Annotated in this window: 16 protein-coding genes; 2 read left to right on the top strand and 14 right to left on the bottom strand. The window is 45.0% G+C overall.

Annotated features, from left to right (window positions below):
• Positions 1-19: 19 nt before the first annotated feature.
• The 12 genes from pepN to RJ32_RS07670 form a co-directional block, all read right to left on the bottom strand.
• A complete protein-coding gene (pepN, locus tag RJ32_RS07725) occupies positions 20-2,611 on the bottom strand; it encodes an aminopeptidase N (RefSeq protein WP_034820863.1) in 2,592 nt (863 codons plus the stop codon).
• A gap of 59 nt (positions 2,612-2,670) precedes the next feature.
• On the bottom strand, positions 2,671-4,125 hold the full coding sequence (gene nhaC / locus RJ32_RS07720) for a Na+/H+ antiporter NhaC (protein ID WP_034820862.1): 1,455 nt from the start codon (positions 4,123-4,125) through the stop codon (positions 2,671-2,673).
• A 13-nt stretch (positions 4,126-4,138) separates the two neighbouring features.
• A complete protein-coding gene (locus tag RJ32_RS07715) occupies positions 4,139-5,524 on the bottom strand; it encodes a sodium-dependent transporter (RefSeq protein WP_034820859.1) in 1,386 nt (461 codons plus the stop codon).
• A 110-nt stretch (positions 5,525-5,634) separates the two neighbouring features.
• Positions 5,635-7,692 carry a carboxy terminal-processing peptidase gene (prc, locus tag RJ32_RS07710; protein ID WP_034820855.1) on the bottom strand — a complete coding sequence of 686 codons (2,058 nt, stop codon included), beginning with the start codon at positions 7,690-7,692 and terminating at the stop codon, positions 5,635-5,637.
• Between the two features lie 9 nt (positions 7,693-7,701).
• Positions 7,702-8,328, bottom strand: a complete 627-nt coding sequence (gene proQ / locus RJ32_RS07705; protein WP_011234519.1) for an RNA chaperone ProQ — start codon at positions 8,326-8,328, stop codon at positions 7,702-7,704.
• The gene (locus RJ32_RS07700) at positions 8,321-8,611 is read right to left on the bottom strand and encodes a hypothetical protein (RefSeq protein ID WP_011234518.1); all 291 of its coding nucleotides are present in this window, start codon (positions 8,609-8,611) and stop codon (positions 8,321-8,323) included. Before RJ32_RS07700 ends, proQ begins: the two co-directional genes overlap by 8 nt.
• A gap of 1 nt (position 8,612) precedes the next feature.
• Positions 8,613-9,086 carry a GAF domain-containing protein gene (locus RJ32_RS07695; protein ID WP_034820852.1) on the bottom strand — a complete coding sequence of 158 codons (474 nt, stop codon included), beginning with the start codon at positions 9,084-9,086 and terminating at the stop codon, positions 8,613-8,615.
• Positions 9,083-9,382 carry a YeaC family protein gene (locus tag RJ32_RS07690; RefSeq protein ID WP_034820849.1) on the bottom strand — a complete coding sequence of 100 codons (300 nt, stop codon included), beginning with the start codon at positions 9,380-9,382 and terminating at the stop codon, positions 9,083-9,085. The genes RJ32_RS07695 and RJ32_RS07690 overlap by 4 nt, the downstream gene beginning before the upstream one ends.
• 3 nt (positions 9,383-9,385) lie before the next feature.
• A complete protein-coding gene (locus RJ32_RS07685; RefSeq protein WP_011234515.1) occupies positions 9,386-9,715 on the bottom strand; it encodes a Zn-ribbon protein in 330 nt (109 codons plus the stop codon).
• A gap of 130 nt (positions 9,716-9,845) precedes the next feature.
• Positions 9,846-11,522: a sodium:alanine symporter family protein gene (locus RJ32_RS07680; protein ID WP_034820845.1), complete on the bottom strand. Its 1,677-nt coding sequence runs from the start codon at positions 11,520-11,522 to the stop codon at positions 9,846-9,848.
• A gap of 45 nt (positions 11,523-11,567) precedes the next feature.
• A complete protein-coding gene (locus RJ32_RS07675; RefSeq protein ID WP_034820843.1) occupies positions 11,568-12,695 on the bottom strand; it encodes a M14-type cytosolic carboxypeptidase in 1,128 nt (375 codons plus the stop codon).
• A 67-nt stretch (positions 12,696-12,762) separates the two neighbouring features.
• Complete coding sequence (locus tag RJ32_RS07670; RefSeq protein WP_034820840.1) at positions 12,763-14,208, bottom strand: glyceraldehyde-3-phosphate dehydrogenase; 1,446 nt, start codon at positions 14,206-14,208, stop codon at positions 12,763-12,765.
• Positions 14,209-14,346: 138 nt separating this feature from the next.
• On the opposite strand from RJ32_RS07670, the gene RJ32_RS07665 reads away from it, so the two are divergent.
• A complete protein-coding gene (locus RJ32_RS07665; protein ID WP_235598929.1) occupies positions 14,347-15,153 on the top strand; it encodes a DUF2989 domain-containing protein in 807 nt (268 codons plus the stop codon).
• Here RJ32_RS07665 and msrB read toward each other — a convergent pair.
• Positions 15,135-15,536 (bottom strand): peptide-methionine (R)-S-oxide reductase MsrB, encoded by a 402-nt coding sequence (msrB, locus tag RJ32_RS07660; protein WP_034820836.1) that lies wholly within the window; start codon positions 15,534-15,536, stop codon positions 15,135-15,137. The two genes, RJ32_RS07665 and msrB, sit on opposite strands and share 19 nt — an antisense overlap.
• A gap of 103 nt (positions 15,537-15,639) precedes the next feature.
• On the opposite strand from msrB, the gene pyk reads away from it, so the two are divergent.
• Positions 15,640-17,070, top strand: coding sequence for a pyruvate kinase (gene pyk / locus RJ32_RS07655; protein ID WP_034820833.1), 1,431 nt, complete (start codon positions 15,640-15,642; stop codon positions 17,068-17,070).
• Here pyk and RJ32_RS07650 read toward each other — a convergent pair.
• Positions 17,067-17,912: a DUF6279 family lipoprotein gene (locus RJ32_RS07650; protein ID WP_034820830.1), complete on the bottom strand. Its 846-nt coding sequence runs from the start codon at positions 17,910-17,912 to the stop codon at positions 17,067-17,069. The genes pyk and RJ32_RS07650 overlap by 4 nt on opposite strands.
• Position 17,913 lies beyond the last annotated feature (1 nt).

Here is a 17,913-nt window from a genome sequence, read left to right as displayed (position 1 = left end):
GCTTAATACCTTTAAATAATTATTCAGTTAGACAACTTTCTACTTTTTCAAATAAGTCACTGGCCAGGTTTGGCAATTGACGTAAAGATTCAAGCTGATTGCGCATTAATTGCTGGCGATTCTCATCATACCGGCGCCAACTGACAAAAGCAGAGAGCAGTCTTGAGGCAACCTGAGGGTTGCTGGTATTCAGTTGTTGAATGACTGAGCCTATCAGTTCATACCCTGCCCCGTCAGCTTTATGAAACTGAGCTTGATTCTGAGTGAACGCGGCAAGCAGTGAATACACCCGGTTTGGGTTTTTTAACGAGAAATCCGGGTGCGTCATTAAATCTTTAACTCGCTCCACCGTTGCGTCGTTATTAGCTAGTGCCTGAGTACTAAACCACTTGTCCATTACCAGTTTTTCGCCACGCCATTGCTGCTCAAACTTATTAAGTAAAGACTCGGCTGCAGAATGATTTGCCCACACGCCGGCCTGCATTGCACCCAGTTGATCAGTCAGGTTATCGGCCTGGTCAAACTGTTGCACCAACTTATCGGTCGCGGCGTCGCCTAATTCGGCTAAGTAGCTTAAACACACCTGTTTCAGCTGACGTTTGGCTATTTCATCACCCACTAACTGGTAGGCTTTTTCTGATTTACACGCACTCAGAAGCTGGCTGAAATCATCCTCCAGGGCAACTGCCAGTTGTGTTTTTAGGGACTTCAACTGGGTATTAATTGCTTCTACCGGAATGGTTTCATAACTATCAGCAATAGTTGAGGCTGAAGGCAGTGTTAAGGCCAGAGCTTTTAGTGCCGGATCCGTATTGGCCTGAAGCAGGTTCCTGCATGCATCAATCGTTTGTGCTGATAATTCGATAGCAGAATTATCATTAATTCCCTTTTCAATCATTCGGGTAAACAACGACTGTGCCGCATCCCACCGACTAAAGTCATCTTTGCTATGAGCCAGCAGTACCCGCAATTCGTCATCGCTTATGGTGCGTTTTACTTTAACTGGCGCAGAGAAATTATCGAATAACGATAAAATCGGTTTCTCCGCAACATTATCAAAGGTAAAAGTCGTTTCACTCTCTTTTAAGTGCAATAGCTCATTATCACTTAATGACAGTTCTGCGCCCTGCTCGCTATAGGCTGACCATTTAACCGGAATATGAAAAGGTGCCTTTTGCGCTTGGCCGGGAGTAGACGCGGTTTCCTGTTTGAGCACCAAGGTTAGTTGCTTCGCATCTTTATCGTAAGACTGCTCGGCAGTTACAACAGGTGTTCCTGCCTGCGAGTACCAATGACGGAACCGACTGAAGTCTTCGCCGTTTGCATCTTCCATAGCCTGAACGAAATCTTCACAGGTTACAGCCTTACCATCGTGACGCTCAAAATAAAGCTTCATGCCTTTCTGAAAACCGGATTCTCCCAATAAGGTGTGGATCATCCGAATAACTTCGGCGCCTTTGTTATAGACCGTAACCGTATAAAAGTTATTCATTTGAACCACTTTATCCGGTCGAATCGGATGCGCCATGGGCCCTGCATCTTCAGCGAACTGGTGGCTGCGAATAACCCGGACATCCTGAATGCGGTTGACGGCTCTGGAGCCAAGGTCTGAGCTGAACTCCTGATCGCGGAAAACAGTCAGCCCTTCTTTTAAGCTCAATTGGAACCAGTCACGGCACGTCACGCGGTTGCCAGTCCAGTTGTGGAAATATTCATGACCAATAACGGATTCAACGTTAAGAAAGTCCTGATCGGTTGCCGTCGCGGGATTAGCCAAAACGTACTTCGCATTGAAAACGTTCAGGCCTTTGTTTTCCATGGCTCCCATATTGAAGAAATCGACGGCTACAATCATATAAATATCCAGATCGTAGACTAGGTCAAAACGCTCCTCATCCCACTTCATCGCGTTCTTAAGCGACAACATGGCGTGATCTGCTCTGTCCAGGTTGCCTTTATCGACAAAAAGCTCTAAATCAACGGTACGCCCTTCCCGGGTAGTAAATTCGTCACGTAATACATCGAAATTACCCGCGACAAGAGCAAACAGATAGCAAGGCTTAGGAAACGGGTCCTGCCAGGTTGCCATATGCTTTCCGTTATCAAGATCCAACTGCTTTATGCGGTTACCATTTGATAATAAGTATGGAAACTCTGCCTTATCGGCAATAATTGTGGTTGTAAATTTTGCCAGAACATCAGGACGGTCGGGGTAATAAGTGATGCGTCGGAAGCCTTCTGCTTCGCACTGCGTACAGAAGGTGTTTTCAGCCAGGTACAGGCCTTCAAGCGCCTCATTAGCCGTTGGGTTAACGCTATTTTCAATTTCAAGGGTAAACGCCTTGAGCGAAGTATTAAGTGAAAGGCTGTGCTCATTGCACTCATATACGTCCTCAGCAACCTCTTCACCATCGACTTTTAAGCTCAGTAAGGTGAGTTGTTCCCCGTCGAGTACCAAAGGCTTTGTATGATCGCCTTGCCGTACAACTTTTAAGACGCTCGTTACCCGAGTTTCTGTTGGATGAAGATTAAAGGTTAAATCGACATCCGTTATTGTGAACTCAGGTTCGTGATAATCTTTACGATATTTAGCCTTTGGTAACTGTGTCATAGCTTCCTTCTGTATTTAGTTCTTTAAGTCACTCTCTTACGTACGGCTACTGGCTCTAATTAGGCTTCAGCCGTTTTGTCTTGTGGATTCAAATACAAGATAGTCCAGCCGGTATAGGCGAGAATTATGGCAATTAGCGGTGTCAGGTAATTAAAGAACGCATAAATACCATATTCGAACGGACTTACGGCAAGTACCGAAAACATATAAGCTCCGCATGTATTCCAGGGAATAAGAGCCGATGTGATGGTACCACTGTCTTCCAGAGTACGGGAAAGCACTCTCGGATCCAGATTACGACGCTCATATTCTTCTTTGAACATGCGCCCTGGCAATACAATTGCCATATATTGGTCTGCGGTTAGTACGTTCGCACCAAAACAGGTAAAAATGGTCCCGGTAACCAGCGAACCAACACTCTTCGCTGACTTCAGCATGCCGCGGATAAAGCGTTCCAGCAGACCTACTTTTTCCATAATAGCGCCAAAGGTCATGGCACTTAAAATGAGCCAGACGGTATTTAACATTGACGACATACCGCCGCCGCTTAACAATGAATCAAGATTGGCACTGCCTGTACTCACTGTTACGCCATCAGATAATGCCAGCCAAACCACTTTTAGCGCCGGTACCCAGCCCTCTTCTCCTGCTATTTGACTGACCATTTCTGGTTGGAAAATTAACGCCCAGACTCCCCCCAACAAGGCCCCAAAAAATACTGTTGGTAACGCAGGTTTCCGGGTGGCGGCTAAATACAGCAATACAGCCAGAGGTACCAGCATTTCCCAACCCACGTTAAAGGTTGCATTCAGCTGTTCCTGCATCAGTTCAAGACGCTGTAAACTGACATTTGTGTCTGCATTAAGTCCAAGAATTAAGAACAATAATACCGAGATAACGAACGCAGGACCTGCTGTGTATCCCATGTAACGAATGTGGGCGAACAGCTCTGTTCCTGAAACGGCGGGCGCTAAGTTTGTGGTATCAGACAAAGGTGACATTTTATCACCAAAGTAAGCCCCGGAAATAATCGCACCTGCCGCTATGGCAGGCTCCAGTCCCATGCCGGAAGCCACGCCCATTAATGCCACACCGATGGTCGCTGCGGTTGTCCAGGAACTGCCTATAGAAAGCGCAACCACACCACAAATAATGCAACTTGCTGCGTAAAATAAGCTCGGGTTAAGAAGCTCAAGTCCAAAGTAGATGAGAGTAGGTACGGTACCGGATAGTAACCAGGTTCCTATCAACGAACCGACCGCAAGAATGATTAACATTGCGCCCAGAGCGACAGAAATACCTTCAGTTATACCCTCCTCTATTTGTTGCCAGCTAAAGCCATTTTTAAAACCAATAATAACGGCGATACCAGCAGCCACTAGCAATGCTATCTGGTTAGGTCCATAGGAAGAGTCTTCGCCAAATAAATAGACTGACGAAGACAACATTGCGATAAGAGCAAGTAAAGGAATTAGTGCCTGTAATAAACTGGGTGCTTTTGTTTTATGACTCATTTAACTATTCAACCTAAAGTTTTATAAAGCCGATCAGCTGTAAAAAAATAATAATAATAGCGACTGGCGAAATATACTTAACGCACAGCAGCCAGACATCAAAAATGCCTTTTTTCGTATCCAGTTCGTCTTTTGAAAACTCCGAACGCATTACCCAGCCCGCTAATAAAGCGAGCAGCAAACCACCTAGCGGCAACAGTAAGCTTGATGTTAAAACGTCAATAATATCAAAGAGTGACTCAATTGGCTTACCTAACCATTCGGAATCTAATTGAGCCCAGCCGGAGCCGGCAAATGAATGGATGGTCAACTGCCCCAGAAGCCATAGTACTCCGGCAGAAACTAAGGTTGCCGGCCAGCGGCTTAAGGAAAACTTTTCTGAAACAAAGGCAACCGATGATTCAATCATGGCAATTGCCGAGGTAAACGCCGCAATAACCAGCATAATGAAGAATACGGTTCCGACAAAGCCTCCGGCAGGCATCTCACTGAAAGCTAAAGGTAAGGTAGTGAAAATAAGGCCAGGACCTTCGCTTGGCGTTAAGCCGTAACCGAAAACCAGAGGAAATATTGCTAGTCCCGCTAACAACGCGACAAAGGTATCAATAACAGCAATCCAGACACTGGTTTGTACTATGGAAGTTTCTCTTGGTAAGTAAGCGCCGTACATAATCACAACACCGGAAGCCAACCCCAGAGTGAAAAAAGAATGGCCTAACGCGACCATAACACCGTTAACACTCAACTTACTGAAGTCCGGTTCGAACATAAAGCCAACGGCCGTAGAAAAGTCTCCAATACTGCCGGAATAAAGAGCAATACAAACCAGTAACACAATCATGCAGGGGAGTAAGAAACGTACTGATCTTTCCAGACCATTCTTAACGCCGTTGCCAACCACCAAGATGGTAGCGACAACAATCAGGCTATGCCACATCATCAATTCGCCGGGCGACGCTTGCAGAGCATCAAAGGTTTTGCCTACTGCTTCGGCAGAAGCATTGGTAAACACACCCTGTGCGGCTTTAAAGACATAAGCCAGCGCCCAGCCCGCTATAACCGCGTAGAAGCTTAAAACCAGATAGCCGGTCAACATTCCCAGCCAACCTGCAACTTGCCAGGCCGGATGCTTACCCGATTCCAGTGCGACCGATTTAGCCGCGTAGCCTGGTGAGTGTCGGCCACGACGGCCAATAACCACCTCGGCCATCATAATTGGAATGCCAATGGCTAAAATACAAAGAAGATAAACCAGAACGAAGGCACCGCCGCCGTTCTCACCCATAACGTAGGGAAATTTCCAGATATTGCCTAAACCCACAGCGGCAGCTGAGGAGGCCAGTATAAAACTTAACCGACTTGACCATCGGCTTGATATCGCCTGATTATTTGTTGTCATTATTATTAATCGTTTGTGTTCATTAACGCGCTATATGACCACAAAACTGGGGTCTATGACAAGCGCACAAAAAAATACCGCCGTAAAGGCGGTATTTTTAAAAGGTTTATTTAATTTGAGGCGAGTTGATTATTATCAATAAAATCAAATGCAACTAGAGCCGCTTGATCGAGCAAAGGGTCAATCTCGGTAAATTCTTCAGGGGCATCTTCAACGTCTTCTACAGGCTCTTTACCTGCACGTTTTAAACGTTCATTAACTCGCTTAAGCTGCCTATTCTTTTGCTGCTCTTGTTTCTCTTCACGTTCAGCTAACACCAGACTGACCCAAGTCTTATCTTTTTCCTCTCTGAAGCGTTCTATTTCCTCAAATATATAAGAAAACTCAGGGTCTTCTTCAATTCTCTGGTTTAACTGCTGTTGCAGCTCTTTTACTTCGGCGCTGCTAATTTCACCAACAGGGCTATAGCTCGCTTTATCAATTTTATCCCAGGGTAATGCGTTATCCTCTTTGCTTTCACCCCAGTCTGAAGCTTCAACAAACGAAGGGAACACAACGTCTGGTTGAACGCCTCTTAACTGCGTACTGCCACCATCTATGCGGTAGAACTTCGCAATTGTATATTGAACGCTGCCTAAAGGCTTATCGTAGAAATCGAAGCGACGAGCCAGTCCACGATGCTGCTGCACTGTACCTTTGCCAAAGGTGTTTTCGCCGATGATCAAGGCACGTTCGTAGTCCTGCATAGCGGCAGCAAAGATTTCTGATGCCGAGGCACTGTAACGGTCAACCATAACGAACAATGGTCCGTCGTAGTAAGTTTTCCCGTCTTTATCTTCACTGACATCAATACGTCCACGACCGTCGCTAACCTGAACCACCGGACCTTTATCAATGAATAAACCGCTTAAGCTAATAGCTTCGGTTAACGCACCACCACCATTACCGCGCAAGTCTACGACCAGACCTTCTACTTCTTCGCTTTGTAGATCTTCTATCAGCTTTTTCACATCAGCAGTCAGGTTATTATAAAACCCGGGAATTTCGATAACACCAAGACGACGACCTTTATACGGCCCCTCTTCAAACTCTTTAACTTCAGCTTTCGCTGCACGGTCTTCAAGTTTGACTTTGTCACGAACAATTTCAACTTCACTAGGTGTGCCACCAGCACCCTGACTGGCTTTTAAAACCTGCAAACGAACCGTTGTGCCTTTAGGGCCTTTAATTAGCTCAACAACATCATCCAGACGCATACCGATGACATCAACGAATTCTTCTTCGTCTTCGCCAGTGCCCTGACCTACAGCAATAATTTTATCTTCCGGAGAGAGCTCATCGGTTTTATCCGCAGGGCCACCGGGGACTAAGCTGCGAATAATGGTGTAATCATATTCCGACTGAAGTACAGCGCCAATTCCTTCCAGTTCAAGATTCATATTTTGCTGGAAGCGCTCTGAGTTGGAAGGCGAAAGGTAACTTGTGTGCGGCTCAACTGAACGGGCAAACGCGTTCATAACGGTTTGAAAAACATCTTCGCTTTTCGATTTTGTCAGTCGGTTTAATGCGCTGTTGTAACGTTTACCGAGTGTCTCAACTATCTCTGGCCATTCTTTACCGGCCAGTTTCAAATTAAGCGCATCGTATTTAACGCGGCTTTGCCAAAGATCATTCAGCTCATCTTTAGATTCTGCCCACTCAGCATCTTCGCGATCATAATAGTATTTGTCGCCCTCAACCGAAAAATCCATCGGTTTTTCTTCGTCCAATAAAGACAGAGCATATTCGTAACGCTGGAAGCGGCGTTCAAGACTTTTCTGATAAATGTCGTAAGCAACGTCAAGCTCGCCCCGTTTCAGCATGTCATCAAATAAATGACGATACTCCTGTGCCGCTTCTACATCTTCTTTTAGCAGAAACATCTTGCTGTAATCCAGCAAGTCAAAGTAGCGCTCATGAATTTGCTCCGATAACTCGTTATCCAGAGTCAGACTACTGAAGTGATAACGAGTAAAGTAGGACGCAATACGCTCACTGGCTGTATCATGCTGAGCTTCCTGCTCTAACTCTGGTAATTCACTGATCTTGTGCTCTGGCGGTATGGCAACCGCAGCAGGAACAACACACATCAGTGCCAATGCACATTTCTTTACAGCCCAGTGTTTCATTGACTACTCCTAAGCGCGCAGAAAAATCTTATCTGCTTTAACTTTCATAATTAAACCGTTTTGCAACTGAACCTGAACGTCGTCCTTGTCCAGCTCTAAAACTGTTGCTGACATGGGGGTGTTCCCCGCTTTTACCTGAACCTGTTGACCAACAGAAAGCTTGTTGAGTTCCACATCAGCCAATTTAACTTTTGGTTTGGCCGGTTTTTTTGCAGTTTTCGGTTTAGCTTTTGCTGTATTTTCAGGTTTATCTTTAGCCGGAGCTTTTTTAGCGGCAGCCTTGTTGGTTGCTTTGTTTTTCTCTGCAACTTTGGCTTTAGATTCTTTTAAAGTCTCTTGCGCATGCTGCTGATGTTCTTCTGTAACAGCTTCTACCTGCTCGCCGTCTAAATTCACTCGCTGAGCACCCGTTTTAACGCTGTATAGATACCGCCAGCTATTGGTGTAATGACGCAGAGCTGTTCTTAAACGTGTTTTACTTACTTTGTCATCGTCCTCAAGGCGTTTCGCCAAATCCTCAAAAATACCAATTTTTAAAGGTTTGGCATCGCCTTTAATAGTAAAACAGTCTGGAAACTGTTCGGCTAAATAGGCAATGACATCTTTACTTTTCGTCAGCTTTTCAGGTTCACTCATTCCATTCTTCTTCCTGTTCGCGGACAACTTTCATTAAGTTTCGAACATAGTCGTCCATTTCATCAAATGACAAATCTAGCAATGCAGGCTCTTCAATCCAGTCGTACAAAGTACGGCGAACCATTTCTTCAAGCTGCTCTGTTGTATCGTCATCCTCTCGTAATGCATTAATAAGATGCAGCATTTCATTTATTTTATCAGCGGCTTCTTCTTCATGCTCTTCAAAGAAAATAACATCTTGTTTGGTTACTAAATAACTGTGAATATCGAATTCAACAAACATATTATGACTGCAACCCTTGCCAATTCAGAGTTTGGCAGTGCTCAGCAATAGCCTGAATGGCTTTTGCGTCTTCTTCGCTAAAGCGCCCCACGGACGGGCTGTCGACATCCAGTACCGCAACGGTTTTGCCGTTAACAACTATAGGTGCAACAACTTCACTATTTGATGCTGAGTCACAAGCTATATGTCCGGCAAATTGGTGAACATCTTCGACTCTCTGGCAGGTTTGGGTTTCTGCAGCAACGCCGCAAACGCCCTTGCCAAAAGGAATACGAACACAAGCGACGCGGCCCTGAAACGGACCTAACACCAATTCGTTATCGGAACGGGTAAGGTAGAAACCTAACCAGTTAATGTCTTCAATGTGCTCGTAGAGTAGCGCAGAGATATTCGCAAGATTTGCAATTAAATCGGGCTCATCTTCTGTTAAGGCCCGGCTTTGGGCTAATAAGTCAGAATACAGCTGAGAGCTCATAATTCGCCTTCTTGTTGGTCGAGTTTGAAACGAGCAATTTGTTCGCCAGAGTCAGTTTTGAACTGCTCTTTTAATTGCCGTTTGGTTTTCGTAATTATTTCGCCGTTAGCACCTATAGTAAAAGCTTCCTCAGTGCTGGCGTACCGAGCCTGGTAAGCCATAACTAATTGGATGGAGTTTTCACGTTGCTCATCAGTTAAACGATTACCATCTGGCCATTTACCGGTTTCAACCGCCTGAACCAGACGCTCGTAAATGTCCTGATTCATACTTTTAATTAAGTCGTCGAATTGCATAGTTTATCGCTTTTTCTTTTTTAAAAAGACAAGCTGCACGCGGTTGATTATAAACCAAACTAATCCCCCGACCATTAAGCCAACGGCAACGCTGTATTGCCACGTTTTAGGCATAGGTTGCTGAAGGAATAAGTAAGTAAAAGCGGCAATCGATATCAGTAAGGCGAGCATTGAACGGGAAACCAGCTTGTCGGATTTTTCCTGCTTTATCCGTATGGCTTCACGCTCGATATCATCTTTAGACTGACCGGCCAGAACAAACTGGCAATGAGGGCACTCTTTTACTTTGCTTGAAATTCGCTTATTACACGAAGGACATTGTGTTAACGCCATAAACTACCTATCTCTTATGCAGTCCTTGCAATATAAGGCTTTTGCTCTCAATTTCAAGCATTGCGAGGGAATAAAAAATAAAACGGCCAACTTTGGGTTGACCGTTTTGCTTTAATTGACCGTTATTACATTACTTTTTCTTGTCGGCATCGCCAAAGTCTTTCCAATAGGACTTCACCGTCGATTTCATTTCCTTATGAAGCAAAATCATCCCCAGTAAGTTAGGTAAGGTCATTAGAACGATAGCAACGGCGGAAGCTGTCCAGATGAGAGTCGTATCTGCAAATGACGCCCAGAAAAAGCCTGCGACATAAAGTATGCGGTAAGGCATAACACCTTTTTGGCCGACCAGATAAACGACCGCCCTGTCTCCGTAGTACGACCAAGCTATTGCAGTAGAAAAAGCAAACATTAGCAGAGTAATGGGAATAATGTACTGTCCGTAGTCTCCGAAATACCCATTAGCAAAAGCCAGTGAGGTCAGAGCCGCGGAATGCACAAGTGACTTCCCGACAACTTCGATGTCTTTTTTAATCAAGTTACCATTTTCAATTTTCACCTGACCGTTGTAAGCATCTTCTCCGGCAATAATGAAACGCACGTCTTCAGCGACCGAGCGTGCATGCAAAATAGTGATTTCACCATTAGTCTGCGCCTTACCATCAACAACATTCAGCGTACCCGAATAGCGTTTAATTTCAGTATCGTCGTAGTCGTTCAGGTATCTGTAAAGCTCCTGCCGGTCTTCTTTGTCAACATCATTGTACTCACCAACAACGAAGTCCAGATCGCTTCTGGCAAAGTTATTCTCAAACTTCTCAGTCCAAACTCCGGAAGACAAAATAACCAGACCGGTTAAAGTACAGATTAAGATGGTGTCCAGGAAAGGCTCAAGAATTGAAACTAAACCTTCAGCAACAGGATCTTTGGCTTTAGCTGATGCGTGTGCAATTGGAGCAGAACCCTGACCCGCTTCGTTCGAGAATAAGCCACGGTTTACACCACGGTTAAAGGCATAGGCAAAACTAGCCCCAAGGAATCCGCCTGCAGCCGCTGAACCAGTGAAAGCGTCACTGAAAATAGAAGCAAAAGATGAGCCGATATTATCGATATTGAATAGAATTACGCTCAAAGAACCGATGACGTAAACAATTCCCATAATAGGAACGATTTTCGAGGTAACCGCTGCTATTCGCTTGATGCCACCAATAATGACCATTGCCAGTAAAATAGAAAGGATAGCCCCTGTCCAGACTGGATCAATTGAAAAAGTCTGTTCCATTGACTGCGCAATATTATTGATTTGCGGCATATTACCGGTGCCAAAGGAACTAACAATAGTCGCAATTGCAAAGATAACCGCTAACCATTTCATATTAAGGCGGCGATCCATGTAATACATTGGTCCGCCAGCCATGGTGCCATCTTCGGTTTTTACACGGTATTTATGCGACAAGGTAACTTCGACAAACTTCGTGGTCATACCGAGGAATGCCGTCATCCACATCCAGAAGATAGCCGCCGGGCCACCCAGGAATATCGCCAGTGCAACACCACCAATATTACCGGTACCTACAGTACCTGATAACGCGGTCGATAAAGCCTGAAAGTGACTGGTATCACCTTGTGAGTCTTTTTTATCGAATTTCCCTGCCAGTACTCTCCAGGCATGTCTGAAATAGCGTACCTGAGGAAAGCCAAGATACAGTGAGAAAAATAAGCCCACACCGAGCAAAATAAACGGGAAATAGGCAGCAGAGCCTAAAAACCCGTCAATCCAAAGCAAAAAATTGTTGAGCGCTTCCAAGGAAGACCCCCTTTGTTGTTATTATTTTGTGATCCAACTCTAGTTTTAACGCAATTTTGGTGAGACTGCCAATATTGCGGTTAAAACATCTTCTCCTAAACGCTGACAACGGGCGACTGACCAGCCGAAATCTTCGTCAGGTAAGTCTGCATTGTCTTTAAACGGCATTTCCAGCGTATAAGACAAACACTTAAAACGCTCACCTACCGCAGAGTTTGCGACGGTCATATTCGCTTTACCCGGCTCATCCAGTTCATAACCATACTTCGTCTGGAACTCTGGAGTTGCAGCTAAAAAGGCTGACTTGAAAGTGTCTTCTAAGTCTTTATGGCGCTCGTCATATGAAGGAATACCTTCACAGCCTGCGACAAAGTTATAAGGCAAAGCCTCATCACCATGCACATCAAGAAACATATCTACACCGGTTTCCTGCATGCGTTTTAGCACATAAAAAACTTCCGGGCTTTTTTCCAGGCTTGGCTCGGCCCATTCGCGGTTCAAGTTAGTGCCAACGGCGTTGGTCCTAAGGTGGCCACGGACACTGCCATCCGGGTTCATGTTTGGTACAACGTAAAAGACGTTTTCGTCTAACAGCTTACGGGCAACGCCATCTTCGTCGTCCAGTAAACGTGTAATTAAGCCTTCCATAAACCATTCAGCCATTGACTCACCCGGATGCTGGCGTGCAGTCACCCAAATGGTATTTTTGTGCTCAGCAGGTTCACCTATAACCAATAAGTTTAATTCACGGCCGTCTATCGTTTCGCCTAATAGCTCGTGATAACAGTCAATTGACTGTTGAGCTGATTGAACCAGATCCTGGTGACGCTCATACGAATAAGGGATGAAGTACGCATAATAAACGCTTTCTTGTTCTGGTGTATGACGAATAGTCAGCTCTTTGCCATTGTACTCCGTCGGAACCCGGAACCAGGTCTCACGGTCATATGAGGCAAGTGCCTGGTATTCTTTCCAACCGTCGGGGTAAGCAGAGTCAGATGCATTTTCAATCGTCATCACGTGCTCTTCGCCGGCTTCAGCAAACAGCTTAAAATGGAACCATTGGTAAAAATCAGACTGCTGATCTTTTTTGATAGCTAAACGAATGTTATCGGCATTGTCTGAACTGATAACCTGAATATTGCCACTGTCAAAGTTTGCAGTGATATGCATACTTCACCTTTATGTGTTGTTTCTGAGAAAGAGAGTAGAAAAAAAGCGCCCGCAGGCGCTTTTTCCATTATTTAGGTAAATTAGGAACCTTAAGTCCGGCCATAGCTTCAGCCACACGAATAACCTGGCAACTATAGCCAAATTCGTTGTCATACCAAACGTACAGTACTGCTCTGTCGTCTTCTACTATTGTTGCCTGAGAATCAACTACACCAGCATGACGTGAACCCACTAAATCTGAAGAAACGATTTCAGTCGAAGCGGTATAGTCAATTTGGTTAGCCAGTTCTGAATGCAGAGAAACCTGACGCAGATAATCGTTTAATTCCTCGCGACTTGTCGACTTTTCAAAGTTCAGATTCATAATTGCCATTGACACATTCGGGGTCGGCACGCGAATAGCATTACCTGTCAGTTTACCCGCCATTTCAGGAAGAGCTTTAGCAACGGCTTTAGCTGCGCCGGTAGAGGTAATAACCATGTTCAGAGGTGCTGAGCGGCCACGACGTTCGGCAGTATGATAGTTATCAATCAGGTTCTGATCGTTAGTGTACGAGTGAACGGTTTCTACGTGACCATTACGAATACCAAACTCGTCATTTATCGCTTTGAGCACAGGTGTAATCGCATTGGTCGTGCAGCTTGCTGCAGAAACGATTTTGTCACTGTCTTCGATCATCTTATCGTTCACACCAAACACGATATTCTTGATATCACCTTTTGATGGAGCCGTCAGAAGCACCTTATCAACACCTTTTGATTTCAGGTGCAGACCCAGGCCATCTTCATCTTTCCAGATACCGGTATTATCGATAACAATCGCGTTATTAATACCGTACTGGGTATAATCCACTTGGTCTGGCCCATTAGAATAGATCACTTTAATACTGGTACCGTTAGCTTTTATGCTCTGGCTATCATGGTCAACAGTTATTGAACCGTTGAATAAACCATGAATTGAGTCACGGCGCAGTAAGCTTGCCCGCTTTTCTAAATCACCATCGCGACCGCCGCGAACAACAATAGCACGTAGGCGCATTTTGTTGTTGCCGCCATTACGTTCAATTAACTGCCGAGCCAATAAGCGCCCTATCCGTCCAAAACCATATAAAACGACGTCACGAGGCTCGATATTATCTTCTGAGTCAATGATGTCTGCTAACTCACGTTTGACGTAATCTGTAACCGATAAACCATCAGCTTTATCACCAAACAAGTAGCCATAGGCGAGTTTACCTAAATCAACGCGTGCCGGGGACAGCTTCAGCTCCGCCATAGCCTGCAAGAACGGAAAGCTTTCGCGTAAACGAACTTTCTGCCCTTCGTGGCGAAGAATAAGACGGTGTGCCTTAATAATATTAATGGTCGACACGTTCAGTAATGAACGGCCATAAACCAAAATTTCCACACCGAAGTTCCGGTACAACTTCCCAAGCAAAGGTTGCATCTGCTCGGCGAATTCCTGACGTTCCTGCCAACTTGATAAGGTTGGATCCTGCTGGTTAGAGTTCATAGTGAGCCCTGTCCTCTATGGTAATGTCTGTGAGCTTATAAAGTGCTACGCTTAAAAACCGCGATATTGTACTGAAAAGCTTGGCATGAAGCCAATTTTACGAAACAATTGTGTTTCACTAAAAAAATGTTGATATCTATGTTTAAAAAAATTGTTATTACAAGTGCTGTTCTAGCCTTAACCGGATGTATGGAAGGGAAACCGTCAGTCAGTGAGATCTGCGAGTCTACACCTGGTATTTGTAGCGATTTAAATACCGACAACTGGTGCAGTGTAGAGCGTAGTAAACTCATATATAGTCGTTATGACCGCAGCCTGAACGATACGAACGAAAACCAGTACTTTGTCATGAGGGATCTGGAAGAGTACTCAAAATGTATCGAGTTGGCCGCAACACTTGAAATGACAAAATCCAAAGAGAAGCAGTCGGAACGTTTAGAAGCCTTTATTAATTCCCGAAAAAATATAGAGAAACTTGCTGACGAAACCACCGATTCCGAACACCCTCTATGGTTATACTGGCATTGGGCTAACCGAAGCGACCAAGGTGCACTGGACAAGCTGTTGGCGTTAGAAGGCACCAAGAAAATGGAAACGCCTGAGCTTAAACTAGCGCTAGCCACCTATTACACTAAGAAAGACTCACAAAAAACCTTTGAGCTTCTGTACAGTGCACTTCGATTGTATCGTCCCGATGACAGAGTTAACCCTGAAATACCTTCAACGTTAGTGTCTATGTATTTAAAAGAAGGCAATGGCCCTGAAGCTTATGTCTGGTCCCAGGTTGCCTGGCAGTTCGGCCAGAAAAACCTGGATAAAAACAGCATGAAATCAATTGTTAATGCCAGCGAAGACCAATACGAAGACTGGGATGAGCGCGCAGAAGACATTGTCGATAAAATTGAAGCTGGCAAATTTCGTGGTTACTACTCATCGTCTTCGTGACGCATTGCCAGTGAGTTAACGCAATACCGTTGTCCTGTTTCTGTTGGGCCATCGTCAAATACGTGGCCCAAATGCCCACCACATTGACTGCAGAGTATTTCAGTACGGGTCATGCCATGGCTTGAATCTTTTACATAGTCAATTGACCCTTTTATGGCTTCATCGAAGCTTGGCCAGCCGCAATGCGCATCAAATTGATGTCCGGCCTCAAAAAGTTTCTGACCGCAGCCGGCACAACGGTAAACGCCGTCTTTATCACAGCTCAAGTACTTTCCGGAAAAAGGCCGTTCGGTGCCCTTTTCTCTTAATACATAATAAGCTTCATCGCCCAATATTTCGCGCCACTCCTGTTCACTTTTGTTACTCCAGTCGTGTTCACTCATATTTGCTTAACTCCTTTATCTTTCAATTAAATTTCGTACTACTGTAACAGTCCATGTGCTAAACTTAAGCTTAAATTCATGGGTAAATTTGCTGAGGTCTTGCATGCTTCGTCGTACCAAAATTGTGACTACTCTCGGGCCAGCTACTGACTCTGAGGAAACGCTCAGAGAATTGATTAAAGCCGGTGCCAATGTTGTTCGTTTAAACTTTTCTCACGGCAATGGTGACGATCACAAGCAACGCGCTTCCATGGTCAGAAAAATTGCCCGGGAATTAAACGCCCATATTGCCATTTTAGGTGACTTGCAGGGACCCAAAATTCGAGTTGCCCGCTTTCAACAAAAACAAATTACGTTGGCTGTCGGTGATAAGTTCATTTTAGACGCTGAACTTGGAAAAGACAGCGGCGATCAGGAACGTGTCGGCCTCGACTATAAAGACTTGCCAAAAGATGTCAGCCCCGGCGACCTTCTGTTACTGGATGATGGTCGTATTCAATTAAAAGTTGAAGAGATTGATGGCAGCCAGGTTAAAACAGAAGTGACCGTTGGCGGTCTGCTTTCTAATAACAAAGGCATTAACCGTCAGGGGGGTGGCTTATCAGCCGCCGCATTAACAGAAAAAGATTTAGCGGATATTAAACTGGCTGCGGAAATTAACGTAGATTACCTTGCGGTTTCATTCCCCCGCTCTGGCGACGACATTAATCAGGCTCGTCATTTGCTCCGGGAAGCCGGTGGACAAGGCGTATTATGCGCTAAGATTGAACGCGCCGAAGCCGTTGCCAGCGAACATGCATTAGATGACATCATCAGAGCGTCCGATGCCGTTATGGTTGCTCGTGGTGATTTAGGTGTCGAAATTGGCGATGCGCAATTAGTGGGTAAACAGAAGCAGATTATTTCGCGTGCACGCCAGTTAAACCGTGTGGTTATTACTGCGACTCAAATGATGGAATCAATGATTGAGAACCCAATGCCAACCCGCGCCGAAGTTATGGATGTTGCTAATGCCGTACTGGATGGCACTGATGCGGTGATGTTGTCGGCTGAGACGGCTGCCGGGAAACATCCGGTAGCAACTGTAAAAACCATGGCTGAAATTTGCCTGGGTGCAGAAACACATCCAACCGCTCAGTTACGCCACCAGGATCTGGAAGAAATGTTCTCCAGCATTACCGAGGCAACCGCCATGTCTGCAATGTACGCGGCCACCCACTTAAATGGGGTCAAGGCAATTATAGCGCTAACTGAATCTGGTTTTACCGCTAAGCTTATGTCGAGAATTACTTCTCACTTACCCATATTTGCATTATCCCGCCATCCGCAAAGTCGCGACAAGTCTGCTTTGTACCGTGGTGTTTATCCTATAGATTTCGATTCTACCAGTGTCAGTAATCCGATAACTGAAGCTATTGAGGTAGTGAAAAAGAGCGGACATATAAAAGCCGGTGATTTAGTCATACTAACCCACGGCGACGTGATGGAAACCGTGGGCTCAAGTAACACCTGTAAGATGATAGAAGTTCGTTAATCGTTAAAATCATCAATTAACGAGTCTAGAAGGTCGATGTATTCATCGGCCTTTTCTATCACTTTTTTGCGTTGTTCGTCAGTCAGGCTCCGATACATATCCCACAGGAACTCTTTACGAAGCTGACTATTTTCATCCGCTTTTTCCTGCAGTTCTTCGCTTCTTAATTGTTGCGGGTCAAGAATTAATGCTGATAATCGATTTTCATCTACCGGTTGCTTCAGCAAGGCTTTCTCAAATTCACTTAACCAATTTGAGCGATAGCTTAACCATTGCTCTCGTAATTGAGGAGAATCAGCCACCCAGCTGCGTAATAGTTTATCCTGCTCTTTAGTCAGAGAACCAATAATATCTTCTAAGTCCTCTTCCACTTCAGAAATACGGTCCAGCCTTCTTAGTATCGGATTTTCTTCCTGGTCGTCCTGAAAGCGTTGATAACGCTCTTCCTGCGCCTCTTCTAATCGGCGGATAAGCTGTTGCCGCTGCTTGAGTGACAGCATCGCTAATAAATCCGCTTCTGCTTCGGCTCGTACTAAAACATTATCCCAGAACGTCCAGAGCTTATCTTCAAAGTCGCCTATATCGCTTTTACTCAGCGTCTGCTTATCGACCTTATCTCTCAGATTTTTCAGTTTATTTCTGTACAAGGGCAGCTGGGTTTGTGCATGCCAAATATGCAGTTCATCAACTTTCTCTGACAGCAGCTCTTCCTGCTCACCGGTTAAATCAACGTAATCTTTTATTTCCCACTCAACCAGAGTGTCAGCGAACTTGTAGCCAAGGTTCGCCGTGCACCCTGCTACCAGGATTAAAAAGGTTATTACTGCCAGCAGTCGATACATG

Origin of the sequence: Idiomarina sp. 28-8 (assembly GCF_000320945.2) — a bacterium.
Classification (GTDB): Bacteria; Pseudomonadota; Gammaproteobacteria; order Enterobacterales; family Alteromonadaceae; genus Idiomarina; species Idiomarina loihiensis.
This window is presented reverse-complemented; position numbering and strand designations above follow the sequence as displayed.